The sequence below is a fragment of the Streptomyces himastatinicus ATCC 53653 genome (assembly GCF_000158915.1).
Classification (GTDB): domain Bacteria; phylum Actinomycetota; class Actinomycetes; order Streptomycetales; family Streptomycetaceae; genus Streptomyces; species Streptomyces himastatinicus.
Genome location: NZ_GG657754.1, coordinates 4,957,826 through 4,974,769 on the forward strand (window position 1 = coordinate 4,957,826; position 16,944 = coordinate 4,974,769).

Below are 16,944 nucleotides of genomic sequence, written 5' to 3' on the forward strand. Positions count from 1 at the left end.
GTCGTCGTGGACGAGCGACCCGGCGTGGAGGTACTCCACGCCGAGCGCGGCGGGCAGGCTCTCCTCGTAGCCGCCGCCGACGGCCCGGGCGGACTCCACGAGCAGCAGCGGGCGCAGCAGTTTGCCCGCGGGCAGCAGGGCGTAGCGGGATATCCGGTGGACGCGCTCACCGTCGGACGGCCAGCGGGATTCGAGGTCGCGCAGCAGGCGGGCGAGGGTGGGATGGGCGGCGGAGAGCGGATCCGCGGGGGCGGTCACCGTGGTGTGCGGGGCGGCGCTCACGGCGCCTCCTCGCCGGCCGGGGCCGCCCCTCCGGTGTGCCCGTCCGCGTCGCGCAGCTTGGCGGCCAGCAGCGCGAACGCGTCGTTCGCGGCGGCCTCGGCGATGGTCACCCGTACGCCCTCGCCGGGCTTGCCGCACACCAGCACGCCATGGTCCGCGCAGAACTGGGTGAAGCGCTCGACGCCGGACGTCATCGGCAGCCACAGGAAGTTGGCCTGGCTGGGCGTCACCTGCCAGCCCTGTTCGGTGAGGACGCCGTACAGCCGCTCCCGCTCGCGGGCAGTCTCCTCGCACTGGCGGCGGATCGCGGCGGACTCGGCGAGCGCAGCGACCGCAGCGGCCTGGGCGGCCGCGCTGACCCGGTAGAAGGTGAGGGCGCCGCGCAGCGGCGCGAGGGTGCGCTCGTGCCCGACGAGGTAGCCGACGCGCAGGCTGAGCAGGCCGTACGACTTGGAGAAGGTGCGCACCACGCACACCCGCTCGTCCTCCCGGTACAGGTCGAGGCCGTGGGCGACGGCGGCGGCGTCCGTATCGGCGAAGTCGATGTACGCCTCGTCGAGCACCACGGTGACGTGGGAGGGCAGCAGATCGAGGAAGCGCCGCAGCGCCGCCTCGCCGACGGCGGTACCGGTGGGGTTGTTGGGGTTGCAGACGATGACCAGGCGCGTCTGCTCGGTGACGGCGGCCGCCATCGCCTCCAGGTCGTGGGTCTCCTCGCGCAGCGGCACCCGCACGGTGGTGGAGGCGGCGTTGGCCGCCATCATCGGGTACGCCTCCCAGGACGGCCAGGCGTGCACGGTGTGGGTGTCCGGTCCGGTGAAGCCGGAGAACAGCAGCTGGAGCAGCGCGCCGGAGCCTGGGCCGACGGCGACGTCCCCGGGCGGCACCCCCAGATGCTCGCCGATGGTCCCGGACAGCCCGAACCCCAGCGCGTCCAGGGTGCGATGGGCTTCGGCGGCGGTTTCCGAGACGGCCCGCAAGACGGAGGGAAGGGGTGGATGGGAGGTCTCGTTCAGCGACATCTGATGCTGTACGGCACCCTGGGCGAGCACCGGTTGCATTCTGTTCCAGCCGTCTTTGTCAGACATGTTCCATTCCAATCCGCGGAAATTCTAGGGAAATCCCGCAAGGTTTGGATCGGCAGCGCACCGAATGATGGGGGTGGTCGGTGGTGGAGGCGGCGGCGAATACGAAAATAAGCTCGGCGGGCCCGGCGCACCCGAATCGCGGGGCGAGCCCGCGCACTCCTGGTCGGAACGGGAGGTGAACGCCACAACGCGCCGTCGTGCGCGGACCGTTCGGCAGTCGCGGCTATCGAACCGGTAGACCAGCGGCCGTCACCGGGCCGCCTCCTTGAGTGTGGAGGGCGCCGGGACCATACGTCCAATAAGGATCTTCCCGGCATGCATAAACACCTTTTACAGTGTTCATGTGCTCGACATCCATCAGTTAGCGGTCATAGCAGGCGTGGCGCGCGCGGGTTCCTACACCGCCGCCGCCGAATTACTGGGTTACACCCAGCCCGCCGTCAGTTACCGCATGCGCTCGCTGGAACGCACCATCGGCGTCCAGCTCGCGGTCCGGTCGGGCCGCGGGGTGCGGCTCACCCCGGCGGGCCACCGGCTGGCCCAGCACGCCGAGGTGGTGCTGTCCGCGCTGGGGGCCGTCGAGGACGAGTTCCGTACGTACGCCGCCCACGCACGCGGCATGGTGCGGGTGTCGGCGATCCACAGCGCCTGCGCCTCGCTGCTGCCCGGCGCGGTGGCCCGGCTGCGGTCCGCCCGGCCCGATGTACAGGTCGTCCTGGAGCGGGCCACCTCCCCGGACGCCTACCGCGCGCTGCGGGACGGGACGACCGACGTGGCCCTGGTGAGCGTCCGCGACGGAGCCCGCCCGGACGACCCCGGCACGGACGCCGACCCCGACCCCGGGGCCGCCGAGGCCGAGGTGGTGGACCTCCCGCTGATCAGCGATCCGCGCTGCGTACTGCTCCCGGTCGACCACCCGCTGGCCGATCTGCGGACGATCCCCCTCAGCGCGCTGGCCGACGAGTCCTGGGTGCTGGACGAGGACCGCGACGAGTTCACCGCCGCCTGCGCCCGGGCGGGCTTCGAACCACGGACCGCCGCCATCACCAACGACCCCGCCACCGCCCACGACCTGGTCGCCCATGGCGTGGGCGCGGCCGTCGCGGAGGGCCTGGCCCTGCCGCCGCGGCCCGATCCGCGGGTGGTGGCCCGGCCGCTCCGCGGCTGGCCGCCGCGCCGTGTGCACGCCCTGCTCAGGGCGGGTACGACCCGGGCCCCCGCGGTGGAGGCGCTGCTCACGGCGCTGCGGGAGGCGGTGGATGACCATCGCGCGGCGAACGGGGACCCCGCCCCGTTACGGCTGGCGCGGGCGGCGGAGGCCGCGGGGTGACGGCGGGGGCGCCGGGATGGGGTAGAGTAGATCTTGCAACGCCGCCCCGAGGGGCGGGAGTTGATGCGTCGGTCGTCTAAGGAAAGATGCTCGTCTCCAAACGAGAGATGTAGGTGCAAGGCCTGCTCGGCGCTCCATGAAAGATCCCTCTCCCTGATGCCAGGGGAGGGATTTTTTGCGTCTGCGCTCCGTGTCCGCGCGCCGGACGGTGTGTGTGGTCAGCGGGACAGGATCGCGTAGATCGTCTTGCCGCGGCCGCGGCTGATGGTCACCTCCCGGGCCAGACGGCGGACCATGTGCCAGCCGAAGCCGCCGGTGCCGGTATTCAGATCGGGCGGACGGGCCCGGGGCGCCGCCGGGTTCGGGTCGCTGACGGCGACGGTCACCGTGTCGGGACCGGCGGAGAGTTCGAGCGTGTACCGGCCGCCGCCGTGGCGCAGCGCGTTGGTGACCAGCTCGGACACCACCAGGAGGATGGCGTCGGTCGCGTCGGACTCCGGGGGCGGAGTGAGCCCCTTGGTGAACGCCTTGGTGACGGCGCGGGCACGGTGAATGCCGCCAGGGCTGTCACCCCGCACCACGGTCGAAGCCGTGGGCCGAGTGTTGGCGATCTTCGTGCCGTTCATACGCGTACACCCCAGGTCGGATCGGATATGCCCCTTTGCAGAGGCTCTTGTGCCCGGTCTGCCGCTTCGCACGCTTGCCTGCCCCGGGAACACCAGATCCTCGATCTTGGACGGTCAGGAAAATCTGCCGTGGCGACTGTAGACATGGGCCGCGCGCCGGAGTTAGATTCCCAGTCGTAGTCACGGCGCCCGGTGAGGCGCGGAGGACACCTATGACAAGGAGGCGGACAGCATCAGGATCGCCCGGGCGAAGAGTTGAGTCCGCTCGGGTACCGCACGCCCCGGAAGGGAAGGTGGTCCCCGGTCAGATATCCGCGATCCCCGCACACCTGTCGTCTCAGACGGGTACGCGGACAATGGTGTTGAACCCCTCGGGGCCCTGGAGCCGATTCGGCGCCAGGGCCCCTCGACGCGCGACCGACGAGATGACGGATGAGGTGTCAGTGGCCGAGGACAAGCAGCACAGCCGGCTCGACGATGACGACTACCCCGCGTACACCATGGGCCGTGCCGCCGACCTCCTCGGCACCACACCGGCCTTCCTGCGGACCCTCGGCGAAGCCGGCCTGATCGCGCCGCTGCGCTCGGAGGGCGGCCACCGCCGCTACTCGCGCCATCAGCTGCGCATCGCCGCCCGCGCCCGCCAGCTCGTCGACCAGGGCACCCCGATCGACGCCGCGTGCCGCATCCTCGTCCTGGAAGACCAGCTCGAAGAGGCCCAGCGCGCCAACGACGAACTGCGGCGGGATGCCCCCGCGCCCCGGCGTGACGGGGATTGCGCGGCGGGCCCCCGGATGGGGTAAAGTAGATCTTGCAACGCCGCCCCGAGGGGCGGAAGTTGATGCGTCGGTCGTCTAAGGCAAGATACTCGTCTCCAAACGAGGGATGTAGGTGCAAGGCCTGCTCGGCGCTCCATGAAAGATCCCCCTCCTGATGCCAGGAGGGGGATCTTTTGCGTCTGCTGGGCTTACGAGGACGGGGTCGCCCTGCCCGGGCGGCCGCCCGGGTGGCGGTGGCGCCAGGTCCAGAAGACGACGGCGGAGACGAGGGCCCACCCGCCCAGCACCAGGAACGGGAAGCCGTGCTGGTGCCCGCCGAAGTAGACGGCGGTGTGCTGGGCGTTGACCGAGGCGCCCGGCGGCAGCCAGCGGCCGATGGCGCCGAGCAGGGACGGGAGCAGCGGCCAGGAGACCGCGCCGCCGGACGACGGGTTGCCGAGGAGGACCATCAGCCCCCAGGTGGGGATGAGCGCCCAGCGTCCGAACAGGACGTTGAACATGGAGAAGACCATCCCCGCGGTGAACATGGTCAGGGCGAGGATCGCCCAGGACCCGGCGAAGGGGAGGTCCAGGGTGCCGAGCCCCCAGTCGACGATCGCGGCGATGACGAAGCCGCCGAGCAGGGCGTACGCGACGGTGAAGGCGATCCGCTCGGCCGGGTTCAGCTCACCCGCGTTGACGCTCAGCTGGACGGCACCGAGGAAGCCCATGATCACGGCGGCCAGCGAGATGTAGAAGACCGCCAGACCCCGCGGATCGCCCGGCTGGAGCGGCTTCAGGTCCCGTACGGCGACGGGCACGCCCACCGCCCGGCCCACCTTCGTACCGGCCGAGGCGAGCACCTGGGCGACGCCGGCGCCCGCGGCTGAGGACAGATCCAGTTCAACGCCGCGGCCGCGCATCCGCAGGACCCCGAAGACCTGCTGCTCCTCGACGGCCCAGGCGGCACGGGCGTACGAGGGCTCGCGGTGCAGCCGCAGCGAGGCGTCCAGGGCCTTCTCCATCCCGGCGACGAAGCGCTGCGGCGGGGCGGCGCCCTGCTGGGTGATCACGACGGCGACGGGGATCCGGCGCGGGGTGGGGTTGGCGAAGGCGTAGGTGTACGAGCCCGCGAAGAGCCCCGCGCCCGTCGAGATGATCAGCGCGATGACCGTGGCCGGGAGGAACGGGCTGTGCTTGAACCGGGCCCATGGGGACCGGGCCCCCGGGGAGTCGTCGTCCGCCATGCGCTCACGCTAGAGGGGACACTCCCGGCATATCGCGCGACGTGGCCCGGACAACACCCGGCGGAAATGGTTCGCCAGTCGTTTTGCCGAGGTGAGATCCTGGGATCCGTATGTCCACGACTCCTGCCCCCGCCCTGTCCGCCCTCCTGGAGCGGCTCCCCGAGCTGATGCTGCGCGACCAGCAGCGGCTGGGGCGCCGGCTCGACGGCGCCCGCCGGATCCGCAAGCCCGAGGCCCGTACGGCCGTGCTCGGCGAGATCGCCGAGGACGTCGAACGGGCGGAAGCGCGGGTCGCGAACCGCCGCGCCGCCGTCCCCGACGTCACCTATCCGGAAGAGCTGCCGGTCAGCCAGAAGAAGGACGACATCCTCGCGGCCGTCCGCGATCATCAAGTGGTGATCGTCGCGGGCGAGACCGGCTCCGGGAAGACCACGCAGATCCCCAAGATCTGTATGGAGCTGGGCCGCGGCGTCAAGGGACTGATCGGACATACCCAGCCCCGCCGGATCGCGGCGCGCACCGTGGCCGAGCGCATCGCGGACGAGATCGGGACGCCGCTCGGCGAGTCCGTCGGCTGGAAGGTCCGCTTCACCGACCAGGTGAGCCCGGACACCCACATCAAGCTGATGACGGACGGCATCCTGCTGGCCGAGATCCAGACCGACCGCGAGCTGCGCCAGTACGACACGATCATCATCGACGAGGCCCATGAGCGCAGCCTCAACATCGACTTCCTGCTCGGCTATCTGGCCCAGCTCCTCCCCCGCCGCCCCGACCTCAAGATCGTGATCACCTCCGCGACCATCGACCCGGAGCGCTTCTCCCGCCACTTCGGCGACGCGCCGATCGTCGAGGTCAGCGGGCGTACGTACCCGGTCGAGGTGCGCTACCGGCCGCTGCTGGAGGAGGGCGGCGAGGACAGCGACCGGGACCAGATCACCGCGATCTGCGACGCGGTGGACGAGCTCCAGTCCGAGGGTCCCGGCGACATCCTGGTCTTCCTCTCCGGCGAGCGGGAGATCCGCGACACGGCCGACGCGCTGAACAAGAAGCAGCTGCGGTCCACCGAGGTGCTGCCGCTGTACGCCCGGCTGTCCCACGCCGAGCAGCACCGGGTCTTCCAGAGACACACCGGCCGCCGGATCGTCCTCGCCACGAACGTCGCGGAGACCTCGCTGACCGTCCCCGGCATCCGGTACGTGATCGACCCGGGCACCGCCCGGATCTCCCGCTACAGCCATCGCACCAAGGTCCAGCGACTGCCCATCGAGCCGGTCTCCCAGGCCAGCGCCAACCAGCGCAAGGGCCGCTGCGGCCGGACCAGCGACGGCATCTGCGTCCGGCTGTACTCCGAGGACGACTTCCTCACCCGCCCGGAGTTCACGGACGCCGAGATCCTCCGTACCAACCTGGCCTCCGTCATCCTCCAGATGACCGCGGCGGGGCTCGGCGACATCGAGAAGTTCCCGTTCATCGATCCGCCGGACCGGCGCAACGTCAAGGACGGCGTCCAGCTCCTGGAGGAGCTGCACGCGCTGGACGGCAAGCAGAAGGACCCGCGCAAGCGGCTCACCCAGATGGGCCGGAAGCTGGCCCAGCTGCCGGTGGACCCGCGGCTGGCCCGGATGGTGCTGGAGGCGGACCGCAACGGCTGCGTCCGCGAGGTCATGGTGATCGCGGCGGCGCTGTCCATCCAGGACCCGCGCGAGCGCCCCTCCGACAAGCAGCAGCAGGCGGATCAGCAGCACGCCCGGTTCAAGGACGAGTCGAGCGACTTCCTGGCCTTCCTCAACCTGTGGAAATACATCCGGGAGCGGCAGAAGGAGCTGTCCTCGTCCGCGTTCCGCCGCATGTGCCGCAATGAGTACCTGAACTACCTGCGCATACGCGAGTGGCAGGACATCTACAGCCAGCTGCGCACGGTCGCCAAGACCATGGACATCCAGCTGTCCGAGCAGGATGCGGCGCCGGACCATGTCCATCAGTCGCTGCTGTCCGGGCTGCTCTCTCACGTGGGCCTGAAAGACACCGAGAAGAACGAATACCTCGGCGCGCGCAGCGCCAAGTTCGCCGTCTTCCCCGGGTCGGCGCTGTTCAAGAAGCCGCCGCGCTGGGTGATGTCGGCGGAGCTGGTCGAGACGTCCCGGCTGTGGGCGCGGGTCAACGCGAAGGTCGAGCCGGAGTGGATCGAGCCGCTGGCCCAGCACCTGGTCAAGCGCACCTACAGCGAGCCGCACTGGGAGCAGAAGCAGGCGGCGGTGATGGCGTACGAACGGGTCACGCTGTACGGCGTGCCGATCGTCGCCCAGCGGAAGGTCAACTACGGCCGGATCGACCCGGAGACCAGCCGTGACCTGTTCATCCGCAACGCCCTGGTCGAGGGCGACTGGCGCACCCACCACCAGTTCTTCCACGACAACCGGAAGCTGCTGGGCGAGGTGGAGGAGCTGGAGCACCGCGCCCGGCGCCGCGACATCCTGGTGGACGACGAGACGCTGTTCGACTTCTACGACCAGCGCATCCCGGAGCACGTGGTGTCGGGTGCGCACTTCGACTCCTGGTGGAAGCACAAGCGCAGGGACGAGCCGGAGCTTCTCAACTTCGAGAAGTCGATGCTCATCAACGAGCGGGCGCAGGGCGTCTCCAAGGACGCGTATCCGGACTCCTGGCGCCAGGGGAAGCTCAAGTTCAGGGTGACGTACCAGTTCGAGCCGGGGGCGGACGCGGACGGCGTGACCGTCCACATCCCGCTCCAGGTGCTCAACCAGGTCACCCCGGACGGCTTCGACTGGCAGATCCCGGGGCTGCGCGAGGACCTGGTCACCGAGCTGATCCGGTCGCTGCCCAAGCCGGTGCGCCGCCACTACGTCCCGGCGCCGAACTACGCCCAGCGCTTCCTGGACGGCGCCGTGCCGCTCCAGGAGCCGCTGACGGCCGCGCTGGGCCGGGAGCTGCACCGGATGGTGGGGGTGCGGATCGAACCGGAGGACTGGGACCCGGCCAAGGTCCCCGACCATCTGAAGATCACCTTCCGGGTGATCGACGAACGGCGCCGCAAGCTCGCCGAGGACAAGGACCTGGAGGCGCTCAAGCAGCGGCTGAAGCCGAAGACCCGGGCCGCGATCTCCAAGGCGTTCGAGTCCTCGAAGGAGTCCGCCGGCATCGAGCAGCGCGGCGGGCTGACCTCGTGGACGGTCGGCTCCCTGCCGCGCACCTTCGAGACCCGCCGCGGCGGCCAGCCGGTCAAGGCGTATCCGGCGCTGGTGGACGAGGGCGCGTCGGTGGCGCTGCGGCTCTTCGACACCGAGCCCGAGCAGCGGCAGGCGATGTGGCGGGGCACCCGGCGGCTGATCCTGCTCCAGTTGCCCTCCAACCCGGCGAAGTTCGCCCAGGGGAAGCTGACCAACCAGGCCAAGCTGGCGCTCTCCAGCAGCCCGCACGGCAGCATCGCTGCGCTCTTCGAGGACTGCGTCTCCGCGGCCGCCGACCGGCTCGTCGCGGCGCGCGGCGGCCCGGTGTGGGACGAGGAATCGTTCCGCAAGCTCTTCGACGCGGTACGGGCCGACATCGCGGACGCCACGCTGGACACCGTCCGGAAGGTCCAGGAGGTGCTGGCGGCCTGGCAGTCGTGCGAGCGCCGGCTGAAGGGCATCAAGAGCCCGGTGCTGCTGCCGTCCCTCACGGACGTCCGGGAGCAGCTCTCGGAGCTGATGAAGCCGGGCTTCGTGACCGCGCACGGCGTACGCCGCCTCCCGGACCTCATGCGCTATCTGGTGGCCGTGGACCGGCGGCTCCAGCAGCTCCCCACCAACGCCGAGCGGGACCGCACCCGGATGGCGAAGGTGAAGGAGATGCGGGACGAGTACGCCTGGCTGCTGGAGCAGTTCCCGGCGGGCCGCCCGGTGCCCGCGGAGGCGCTGGAGATCCGCTGGATGATCGAGGAGCTGCGGGTCAGCTACTTCGCGCACGCCCTGGGCACGGCCTATCCGGTCTCCGACAAGCGCATCGTAAAGGCCATCGACGCGGTGGTTCCGTAGCTGCTCTCCCGGCCTCCGGCACCGCCGGACAGGCCGGGCGGGCGCGAGTTCGACCGCACCCCCTGACCTGCTGTAGAGTCTGTGACGCACCACAGCGAAGCACACAGCGCAACACAGGCTGTGGGGCGTCACTGATGGTCCTGTGGAGCAGTTTGGAGTGCTCGCCACCCTGTCAAGGTGGAGGCCGCGGGTTCAAATCCCGTCAGGACCGCAGAACAGCGAAGGCCCGGATCCGCACAAGGATCCGGGCCTTCGGTCGTCTTGACGGCGGCCCGCACCCGGCGGTACCCAGACTAAAAGGTGGCGTGGGGGTGGCCGGGAGGTGCGGGCACATGACGACGACCGCGAAACATGAGACCAGGGCGCTCCTGAGGGCCCATCTGGCGGCCGCCTCGGGCTACCGCCACTTCACCCGGCACTGCCCGGTCTGCCATCGGTTGCTGCGGCTGGCGATGGAGCCCGCGCCGCCCGCGGAGCAGGCGCCCGCCGGGCCGTCGGCCGGGTCATCGGCTGGGTCATCGGCCGGGGAGGCTCCACCGGCGGACTCCGACGGATCATCAACTCAGTAAGCCCTTACCGCAGTTCCGGGGAAATCGACAAGCGTTGAACTGTGTGACGGGAGTCACCGGTTACGATCCGAGAGTGGGGTAACTTACACCCGCCTCACAACAGGTCAATTTAATATGTGCAATTGCACCCTCTGTCCGGGCCGTTCCCGGACCACCTGACCGCCCCCTGTCCCCTACCCCTCGCGGGCCGTCAAGACGCTCCTCAGCCCCGTCCGGATCCGCCCCGAACACCCGGTGGGCGGCCCGTCACGCGGGCATAAAAAAGATCGCGCTGGACCCGGCGGAGTCCAGCGCGATCGACGACGCACCCATGTCGAGCGGTGATGGCCTGTTGGGGCAGGCACCCGTCGTGGTGGAGCCATACAGGCGAAAGCCGGGCTGGGGGGCCCGGAAATGCCCGGTTATGCGGTTGTTCAGGCCTCGCTGCGCTGCTGCGGGATGCCCGCCAGAAGCGCACGGACCTCCGCTTCGCGGTAGCGCCGGTGCCCTCCGAGCGTGCGGATGGACGTGAGCTTGCCAGCCTTGGCCCAGCGCGTGACCGTCTTCGGGTCCACACGGAACATGGTGGCAACCTCAGCCGGGGTCAGCAGCGGCTCGGCATCAGGGGTGCGAGCGGTCATGAGCGGCCTCCTCGGGAGAACCGAACCATCACGGTTCTTTCCTCTAAATTCTGCACCTTGACCCACGTTGCCCGAAATGGCGGACGCGGGCCGAGTCGGTTATAGGACGAACGGCTTGTCCTCGGCACTACAACTACACCATCTGTCCAGCCCCGTCGGCCAAACCGATGGAATTGCCCTCTCAGGTGTCCAACCTCGACGGAAGCCGATGGACCATGTCATAGCGGACAGTCACGCGGCCGTGACGATCAGTCACAACAGGATCAGGGGTATCAGATCCGTCAAGGAGTGCAATACCGATGAATCCGCCCATACTTGGGCGGAAGGAGAACTTCCCGGACTCCTTGTCCTATTTTGACACGAGGATGGGGGATTGCCGCAAGACCCGAAGTCAGTGCTTTAGATCACCATTGACGTAATGGCCCGGATCGGGACCTACGTCCCCCCGCTCCGGCTCTGACGCGCCCGGCCGCCCGATGGATCCGCTTTCCCTGGATGTTCCCCGGATGCTCCCCGGATCTTCCCCGGACCTTCACCGGCCGCGGCCCGCCTCAGCTGGCGTTCTGCCGGCCCCGGACCTCGCTCCAGCGATCGGTCAGCCGCTCGTACGCGCTGCCCGCGCGTTCCCCGTCCCCGTCCCTCAGTGCCGCAAGCCCTTCCGCCACATCCGCCGCCGAGCGGTCGTCCTCCAGCTGCCCGGCGGGCAGCACGTGCACCAGACCGCCGTAGTCCAGCTCGACCAGCGACCGAGGATGGAATTCCTCGAGCCACCGGCCCACGTCCACCAGGCCGTCGATGAGCGGGCCCTCGCCGAGAGCCTCCTTGAGCACCTTAAGCCCGCGCGCGACCCGCCTCCTGGCCTGGACCATCGGGGTGCGGTAACGCAGGATGAGGCCCTCGTCACCCTTGGTGTACTCGCGCTCCTCGTCCGCGAAGAGCACGAACCAGCGGACCGGGACGTGCCAGGTCGCCGAGCGGATCCACGGCCGGGCGTCCGGGTTGCGCTCCAGCCACTGCTCGTAGTCCGAGGCGGCCTGCCGGCGCACCACGGGGGGCAGCGCGGCGTCCAGGAGGGGGCCGGGAAGGCGCTCGGGCAGCTCTTCCAGGGCCAACCAGCCGCGCAGCCGCGTCCGCCACGGACAGACGCATGTGACGCCGTCCACGACCGCCACAAAGGCGTCCGCGCTCTCGTGCACCGGAACCGGCACCGGCGGCACCGGCAGCAGGTCGGCGAGCGAGCGCCGCAGCTCGTCCTGGGCGCCGGGGAGGTCGTCGCGCTTGGCATAGGTCGCCCAGTGCGTGCGCTCCGGCTCAGGAAAAGCGGCCAATGGCTCGTAGACACGGAGATACGCCGCATACGGGACAATCACCGAAGACGCCAAGGTCACACGCGCTCCCTCAAGGCCGATACCACCGCCAGGAGTTGCCTACCCCCTGCTCACGGCATCGTCCCACGACCACCAGGCGGACTCGGCGGGGACATGGCCGCTCCCGCGCCCTCCCAGGGCTTACGCTCGTGCCCACCGGCCCTCCCCACCAGCACGGAGGGCGCCTTACCGACCTATGGGAGTCACCACCGTGACCGACGTACGTCACACCGTCAGCGTCGACGGTCCGACGGAGAGTCGCGTGCCGAACCCTCTCTCACCCCTGTCGATACTGTTCCGCACCGATCTGGGCGGCCATGAGCAGGTCCTGCTGTGCCAGGACCGGGAGAGCGGCCTGAAGGCCGTCATCGCGATCCACTCGACCGCCCTGGGCCCCGCGCTCGGCGGCACCCGTTTCCACGCCTACAGCGCCGAGGAGCACCCCGAGGAAGCGGCGGTCCTCGACGCGCTCAACCTGGCCCGCGGCATGTCCTACAAGAACGCTCTGGCCGGGCTCGACCACGGCGGCGGCAAGGCCGTGATCCTCGGCGACCCCGAAGAGATCAAGACCGAAGCGCTGCTGCTCGCCTACGGCCGTTTCGTCGCCTCTCTCGGCGGCCGCTACGTCACCGCCTGCGACGTGGGCACCTACGTCGCCGATATGGACGTGGTCGCCCGCGAGTGCCCCTGGACCACCGGCCGCTCCCCCGAGAACGGCGGCGCCGGCGACTCCTCGGTGCTGACCGCCTACGGCGTCTTCCAGGGCATGCGGGCCAGCGCCCAGGCTTCCTGGGGCGCCCCCACGCTGCGCGGCCGCCGGGTCGGGATCGCGGGCGTCGGCAAGGTCGGCCACCACCTGGTGGAGCATCTGCTGGAGGACGGCGCCGAGGTCGTCGTCACCGATGTGCGCGCCGAGTCGGTCGACCGGGTGCTCGCCCGCCACCCCCGGATCGAGGCGGTCCGGGACACCGGTGCGCTGATCCGCGCGGACCTCGACGTGTACGCGCCGTGCGCGCTCGGCGGCGCGCTGGACGACGACACGGTGCCCGCCCTGACCGCGAAGGTGGTGTGCGGCGCAGCCAACAACCAGCTCGCCCACCCGGGCGTCGAGAAGGACCTCGCCGACCGCGGGATCCTCTACGCGCCGGACTACGTGGTGAACGCGGGCGGGGTGATCCAGGTCGCGGACGAACTCCACGGGTTCGACTTCGAGCGGGCCAAGGCCAAGGCGTCAAAGATCTTTGACACGACTTTGGCCATTTTTGATCGGGCCCGGACCGATGGCATTCCGCCCGCGGCCGCCGCCGACCGGCTCGCCGAGCACCGGATGGCGGAGGGCCACGACGCCGCATGAGTGTCATCTGAGTGCCGCCTGAGCACTGCCTGAGCGACGCCCGCGGGACACCCGGGCGTCGCTCATGCGTCGCTCGACCGACGCCGGAACGGCCCCGGGCCGACGCCGGACCGACCCCGGATCGACGCGGAGAGCGCCCGCGACAGGCCGTTCGGGGGGCCGGAAACACCCTCCGGAGCGGGCCGTACCTGCCGGTATGGGGCACCTCGGCGAGAGATCCCTCACCACCCGTCGGCGGGTCGGCCCCGGAGACAGGTTAAAATCGCAGCTGACCAGCGAGGACGGGGCGCCTCGCGGGTTCTGCCTCGTGGCACGTCGTGTGGGCGACGTACCGTATGGCCACAGAAGCAGGTACCGTTGAAGCCCTACGGACCGGTCTCTCTTAGGGGAGTCCGCTCCGATTCATGAACGTGAACGCGTGTCAAGACTCTGGGGCCGTCGAGCCCCGTCGTTGAGGGGGTCGAGCCATGGGGCGCGGCCGGGCCAAGGCCAAGCAGACGAAGGTCGCCCGCCAGCTGAAGTACAACAGCGGCGGGACGGACCTCTCACGCCTGGCCGAGGAGCTGGGCGCATCGCCGACGTCGAACCAGCCGCCGAATGGCGAGCCGTTCGAGGATGACGATGAGCTGGACGATGACCCGTACGCACAGTACGCGGATCTGTACAACGACGATGACGACGAGGACGACGACCGGTCGGACCCGTCCGCGCAACGTCGCCGCGCCTGAACGTGCATCCCCGCATCCGCGGGGCTGATCCACGTTCCGGGCGCTCGGCTTTCGCCGCACCTCCGCCGGTCCGGGGCCACCCGCCTCGGACCGGCTTTTGTGCTGTCCGCGCGCCGGACGCACCGGGCGCGGCCGGCCTCAGCTCGCGTAGTCACCGGTCAGCGTCACCGCTTCCGTGTCCTCGGCCGTACGGTCCGTGATCTCGCCGCTCACCCAGGCGTCCACCCCGCGGTCCGCCAGGGTCGCCAGCGCGGCGTCCACCGACCCGGCAGGCACGACGGCCATCATGCCGACGCCCATGTTGAGGGTCTTCTCCAGCTCCAGCCGCTCGACCGAGCCGAGCTTGCCCACCAGGTCGAAGATCGCGCCGGGGGTCCAGGCCGAGCGGTCCACCACCGCGCGCAAGTCCTCCGGGATGACCCGGGCCAGGTTGTTGGCGAGCCCGCCGCCGGTGATGTGCGAGAAGGCGTGCACCTCGGTCGTCCGGGTGAGCGCGAGGCAGTCCAGCGAGTAGATCCGGGTCGGCTCCAGCAGCTCCTCCCCCAGCGTCCGGCCCAGCTCCGGCACCTCGCGGTCCAGCGCCCAGCCGGCCCGGTCGAAGAGCACATGGCGGACGAGTGAGTACCCGTTCGAGTGAAGTCCGGACGAAGCCATGGCGATCACCGCGTCCCCCGTACGGATGCGATCCGCGCCCAGCACCTGGTCCGCCTCGACCACGCCCGTACCGGCCCCGGCGACGTCGAAGTCATCGGCGCCCAGCAGCCCCGGGTGCTCGGCGGTCTCGCCGCCCACCAGCGCGCAGCCCGCGAGGGCGCAGCCCTCCGCGATGCCCTTGACCAGGGCGGCGACCCGCTCCGGGTGGACCTTGCCGACGCAGATGTAGTCGGTCATGAACAGCGGCTCGGCGCCGCACACCACCAGGTCGTCCACGACCATGCCGACCAGGTCGTGGCCGACCGTGTCGTACACGCCCATCCGCCGGGCGATGTCCACCTTGGTGCCCACGCCGTCCGTCGCCGACGCCAGCAGCGGGCGCCGGTAGCGGGCGAGCGCGGAGGCGTCGAAGAGGCCCGCGAAGCCGCCGAGGCCGCCCACGACCTCGGGGCGGGACGCCTTCTTGACCCACTCCTTCATCAGCTCGACGGCGCGGTCGCCCGCCTCGATGTCGACGCCCGCGGCGGCGTAGCTGGCACCAGTGGACTCAGACATGACCTTGAGTTCTTTCGTTTCGGGTAGCGCATACGAGGGCTGGGTGCCCGGGGCCCGGGCCTACGGGCGGCGGAGCGCGTCCGCACCGCCGACACCGGCGGTCAGGGTCCGCACGCCGTCGGCGTCGGCACTGCTCGGGGCCTGCGTCTCCGACTCCAGCAGATGCTTGCCCAGCAGCTCCGGGTCCGGCAGGTCCATCGGGTACTCGCCGTCGAAGCAGGCGCGGCACAGATTCGGCTTGGCGATCGTGGTCGCCTCGATCATGCCGTCGGTGGAGATGTACGCCAGGGAGTCGGCGCCCAGCGACTTGCCGATCTCCTCGGTCGACAGCCCGTTGGCGATCAGCTCGGCGCGGGTCGCGAAGTCGATGCCGAAGAAGCAGGGCCACTTGATGGGCGGGCTGCTGATCCGGATGTGCACCTCGAGCGCACCGGCCTCACGGAGCATCCGCACCAGGGCGCGCTGGGTGTTGCCGCGGACGATCGAGTCGTCCACGACCACCAGGCGCTTGCCCCGGATGACCTCCTTGAGGGGGTTCAGCTTGAGCCGGATGCCGAGCTGCCGGATGGTCTGCGACGGCTGGATGAAGGTCCGGCCGACGTAACTGTTCTTGACCAGCCCGGAGCCGTACGGGATCCCGCTCGCCTCGGCGTACCCGACGGCGGCCGGGGTGCCGGACTCCGGTGTCGCTATGACGAGGTCGGCGTCGGCCGGGGCCTCCTTGGCCAGCTTGCGGCCCATCTCGACGCGGGAGAGGTACACGTTGCGGCCCGCGATGTCGGTGTCGGGGCGCGCCAGGTACACGTACTCGAAGACACAGCCCTTGGGCCGGGCGTCGGCGAAGGTCGTGGAGCGCAGACCGTTCTCGTCGATCGCGACCATCTCGCCGGGCTCGATCTCCCGGATGAAGGACGCGCCCACGATGTCGAGGGCCGCCGTCTCCGACGCCACCACCCAGCCGCGCTCCAGGCGGCCGAGCACCAGCGGGCGGATGCCCTGGGGGTCCCGGGCGGCGTACAGCGTGTGCTCGTCCATGAAGCAGAGGCTGAAAGCGCCCTTGACTTTCGGCAGCACGATCGGAGCGGCCTGCTCGACGGTGAGCGCCTTGCCGTCCTCGTCGACCTGCCCCGCGAGGAGGGCGGTGACCAGGTCGGTGTCGTTGGTGGCCGCGACCTGGGTGGCGCGGCCCTTGTCTCTGGGCAGGGCCTCGACCAGTTCCGCCAGCTCGGCGGTGTTGACCAGATTCCCGTTGTGGCCCAGCGCGATCGAGCCGTGGGCGGTCGCCCGGAACGTCGGCTGCGCGTTCTCCCACACCGAGGCTCCGGTGGTGGAGTAGCGGGCATGACCGACCGCGATATGGCCCAGCAGGGAGCCGAGGGAGGTCTCGTCGAAGACTTGTGAGACCAGGCCCATGTCCTTGAAGACGAGGATCTGGGAGCCGTTGCTCACTGCGATGCCCGCGGACTCCTGACCGCGGTGCTGCAGCGCGTACAGCCCGAAATAGGTGAGTTTGGCGACCTCTTCGCCCGGCGCCCAGACTCCGAAGACGCCGCAAGCGTCCTGGGGGCCCTTCTCACCGGGGAGCAGGTCGTGGCTGAGTCGTCCGTCACCACGTGGCACGGCATCGAGTCTAGGACAGTTCCGCGGTGCGTCCGAACGAGGGACCCGATGGGGGGCGTATGTCACATCTCGCGACGCCCGCTCCCGGCCTCCCCCGACCCCGCTCCGA

Annotated in this window: 14 protein-coding genes and 2 tRNA genes; 8 read left to right on the plus strand and 8 right to left on the minus strand. The window is 70.2% G+C overall.

What is annotated here, in order from left to right:
- On the minus strand, positions 1-282 hold a 282-nt coding region (locus SSOG_RS53745), incomplete at its 3' end, for a polyprenyl synthetase family protein (protein WP_039938207.1).
- Positions 279-1,370, minus strand: a complete 1,092-nt coding sequence (locus SSOG_RS20745) for an aminotransferase class I/II-fold pyridoxal phosphate-dependent enzyme (protein ID WP_106516432.1) — start codon at positions 1,368-1,370, stop codon at positions 279-281. The genes SSOG_RS53745 and SSOG_RS20745, both read right to left, overlap by 4 nt.
- A 343-nt stretch (positions 1,371-1,713) precedes the next feature.
- Between SSOG_RS20745 and SSOG_RS20750 the strand changes: the two genes are divergently transcribed.
- Positions 1,714-2,700: a LysR family transcriptional regulator gene (locus SSOG_RS20750; RefSeq protein ID WP_167542499.1), complete on the plus strand. Its 987-nt coding sequence runs from the start codon at positions 1,714-1,716 to the stop codon at positions 2,698-2,700.
- 218 nt (positions 2,701-2,918) lie between these two features.
- Here SSOG_RS20750 and SSOG_RS20755 read toward each other — a convergent pair whose 3' ends face one another.
- Positions 2,919-3,326: an ATP-binding protein gene (locus SSOG_RS20755; protein WP_009716207.1), complete on the minus strand. Its 408-nt coding sequence runs from the start codon at positions 3,324-3,326 to the stop codon at positions 2,919-2,921.
- Positions 3,327-3,751: 425 nt separating this feature from the next.
- Here SSOG_RS20755 and SSOG_RS20760 point away from each other — a divergent pair, with 425 nt between their 5' ends.
- Positions 3,752-4,129, plus strand: a complete 378-nt coding sequence (locus SSOG_RS20760; protein ID WP_050799915.1) for a MerR family transcriptional regulator — start codon at positions 3,752-3,754, stop codon at positions 4,127-4,129.
- 40 nt (positions 4,130-4,169) lie between these two features.
- Positions 4,170-4,241 (plus strand) — tRNA-OTHER (locus SSOG_RS52445).
- 52 nt (positions 4,242-4,293) lie between these two features.
- On the opposite strand, the gene SSOG_RS20765 is transcribed toward SSOG_RS52445, so the two are convergent.
- A complete protein-coding gene (locus tag SSOG_RS20765; RefSeq protein WP_009716209.1) occupies positions 4,294-5,331 on the minus strand; it encodes a membrane protein in 1,038 nt (345 codons plus the stop codon).
- 110 nt (positions 5,332-5,441) lie between these two features.
- Between SSOG_RS20765 and hrpA the strand changes: the two genes are divergently transcribed.
- From hrpA to SSOG_RS56130, 3 genes are all read left to right on the plus strand, one after another.
- Complete coding sequence (hrpA, locus tag SSOG_RS20770; RefSeq protein ID WP_009716210.1) at positions 5,442-9,368, plus strand: ATP-dependent RNA helicase HrpA; 3,927 nt, start codon at positions 5,442-5,444, stop codon at positions 9,366-9,368.
- A gap of 136 nt (positions 9,369-9,504) precedes the next feature.
- Positions 9,505-9,579, plus strand: a tRNA-Asp gene (locus SSOG_RS20775).
- A 121-nt stretch (positions 9,580-9,700) separates the two neighbouring features.
- A complete protein-coding gene (locus tag SSOG_RS56130) occupies positions 9,701-9,937 on the plus strand; it encodes a DUF6274 family protein (protein WP_078510357.1) in 237 nt (78 codons plus the stop codon).
- Positions 9,938-10,350: 413 nt separating this feature from the next.
- On the opposite strand, the gene bldC is transcribed toward SSOG_RS56130, so the two are convergent.
- Positions 10,351-10,557 carry a developmental transcriptional regulator BldC gene (gene bldC, locus SSOG_RS20780; RefSeq protein WP_003949541.1) on the minus strand — a complete coding sequence of 69 codons (207 nt, stop codon included), beginning with the start codon at positions 10,555-10,557 and terminating at the stop codon, positions 10,351-10,353.
- A gap of 551 nt (positions 10,558-11,108) precedes the next feature.
- Complete coding sequence (locus tag SSOG_RS20785) at positions 11,109-11,945, minus strand: DUF8083 family protein (protein ID WP_009716211.1); 837 nt, start codon at positions 11,943-11,945, stop codon at positions 11,109-11,111.
- Between the two features lie 175 nt (positions 11,946-12,120).
- On the opposite strand from SSOG_RS20785, the gene SSOG_RS20790 reads away from it, so the two are divergent.
- Entirely contained in the window at positions 12,121-13,278 is a 1,158-nt protein-coding gene (locus SSOG_RS20790; protein ID WP_039938210.1) for a Leu/Phe/Val dehydrogenase, read from the plus strand.
- 467 nt (positions 13,279-13,745) lie between these two features.
- A complete protein-coding gene (locus SSOG_RS20795) occupies positions 13,746-14,006 on the plus strand; it encodes a DUF3073 domain-containing protein (protein WP_009716213.1) in 261 nt (86 codons plus the stop codon).
- Positions 14,007-14,144: 138 nt separating this feature from the next.
- Here the strand turns inward: SSOG_RS20795 and purM are convergent, their stop codons facing one another.
- Positions 14,145-15,215, minus strand: coding sequence for a phosphoribosylformylglycinamidine cyclo-ligase (purM, locus tag SSOG_RS20800; protein WP_009716214.1), 1,071 nt, complete (start codon positions 15,213-15,215; stop codon positions 14,145-14,147).
- A gap of 60 nt (positions 15,216-15,275) precedes the next feature.
- Positions 15,276-16,835 (minus strand): amidophosphoribosyltransferase, encoded by a 1,560-nt coding sequence (gene purF / locus SSOG_RS20805; protein ID WP_009716215.1) that lies wholly within the window; start codon positions 16,833-16,835, stop codon positions 15,276-15,278.
- Positions 16,836-16,944: the final 109 nt, after the last annotated feature.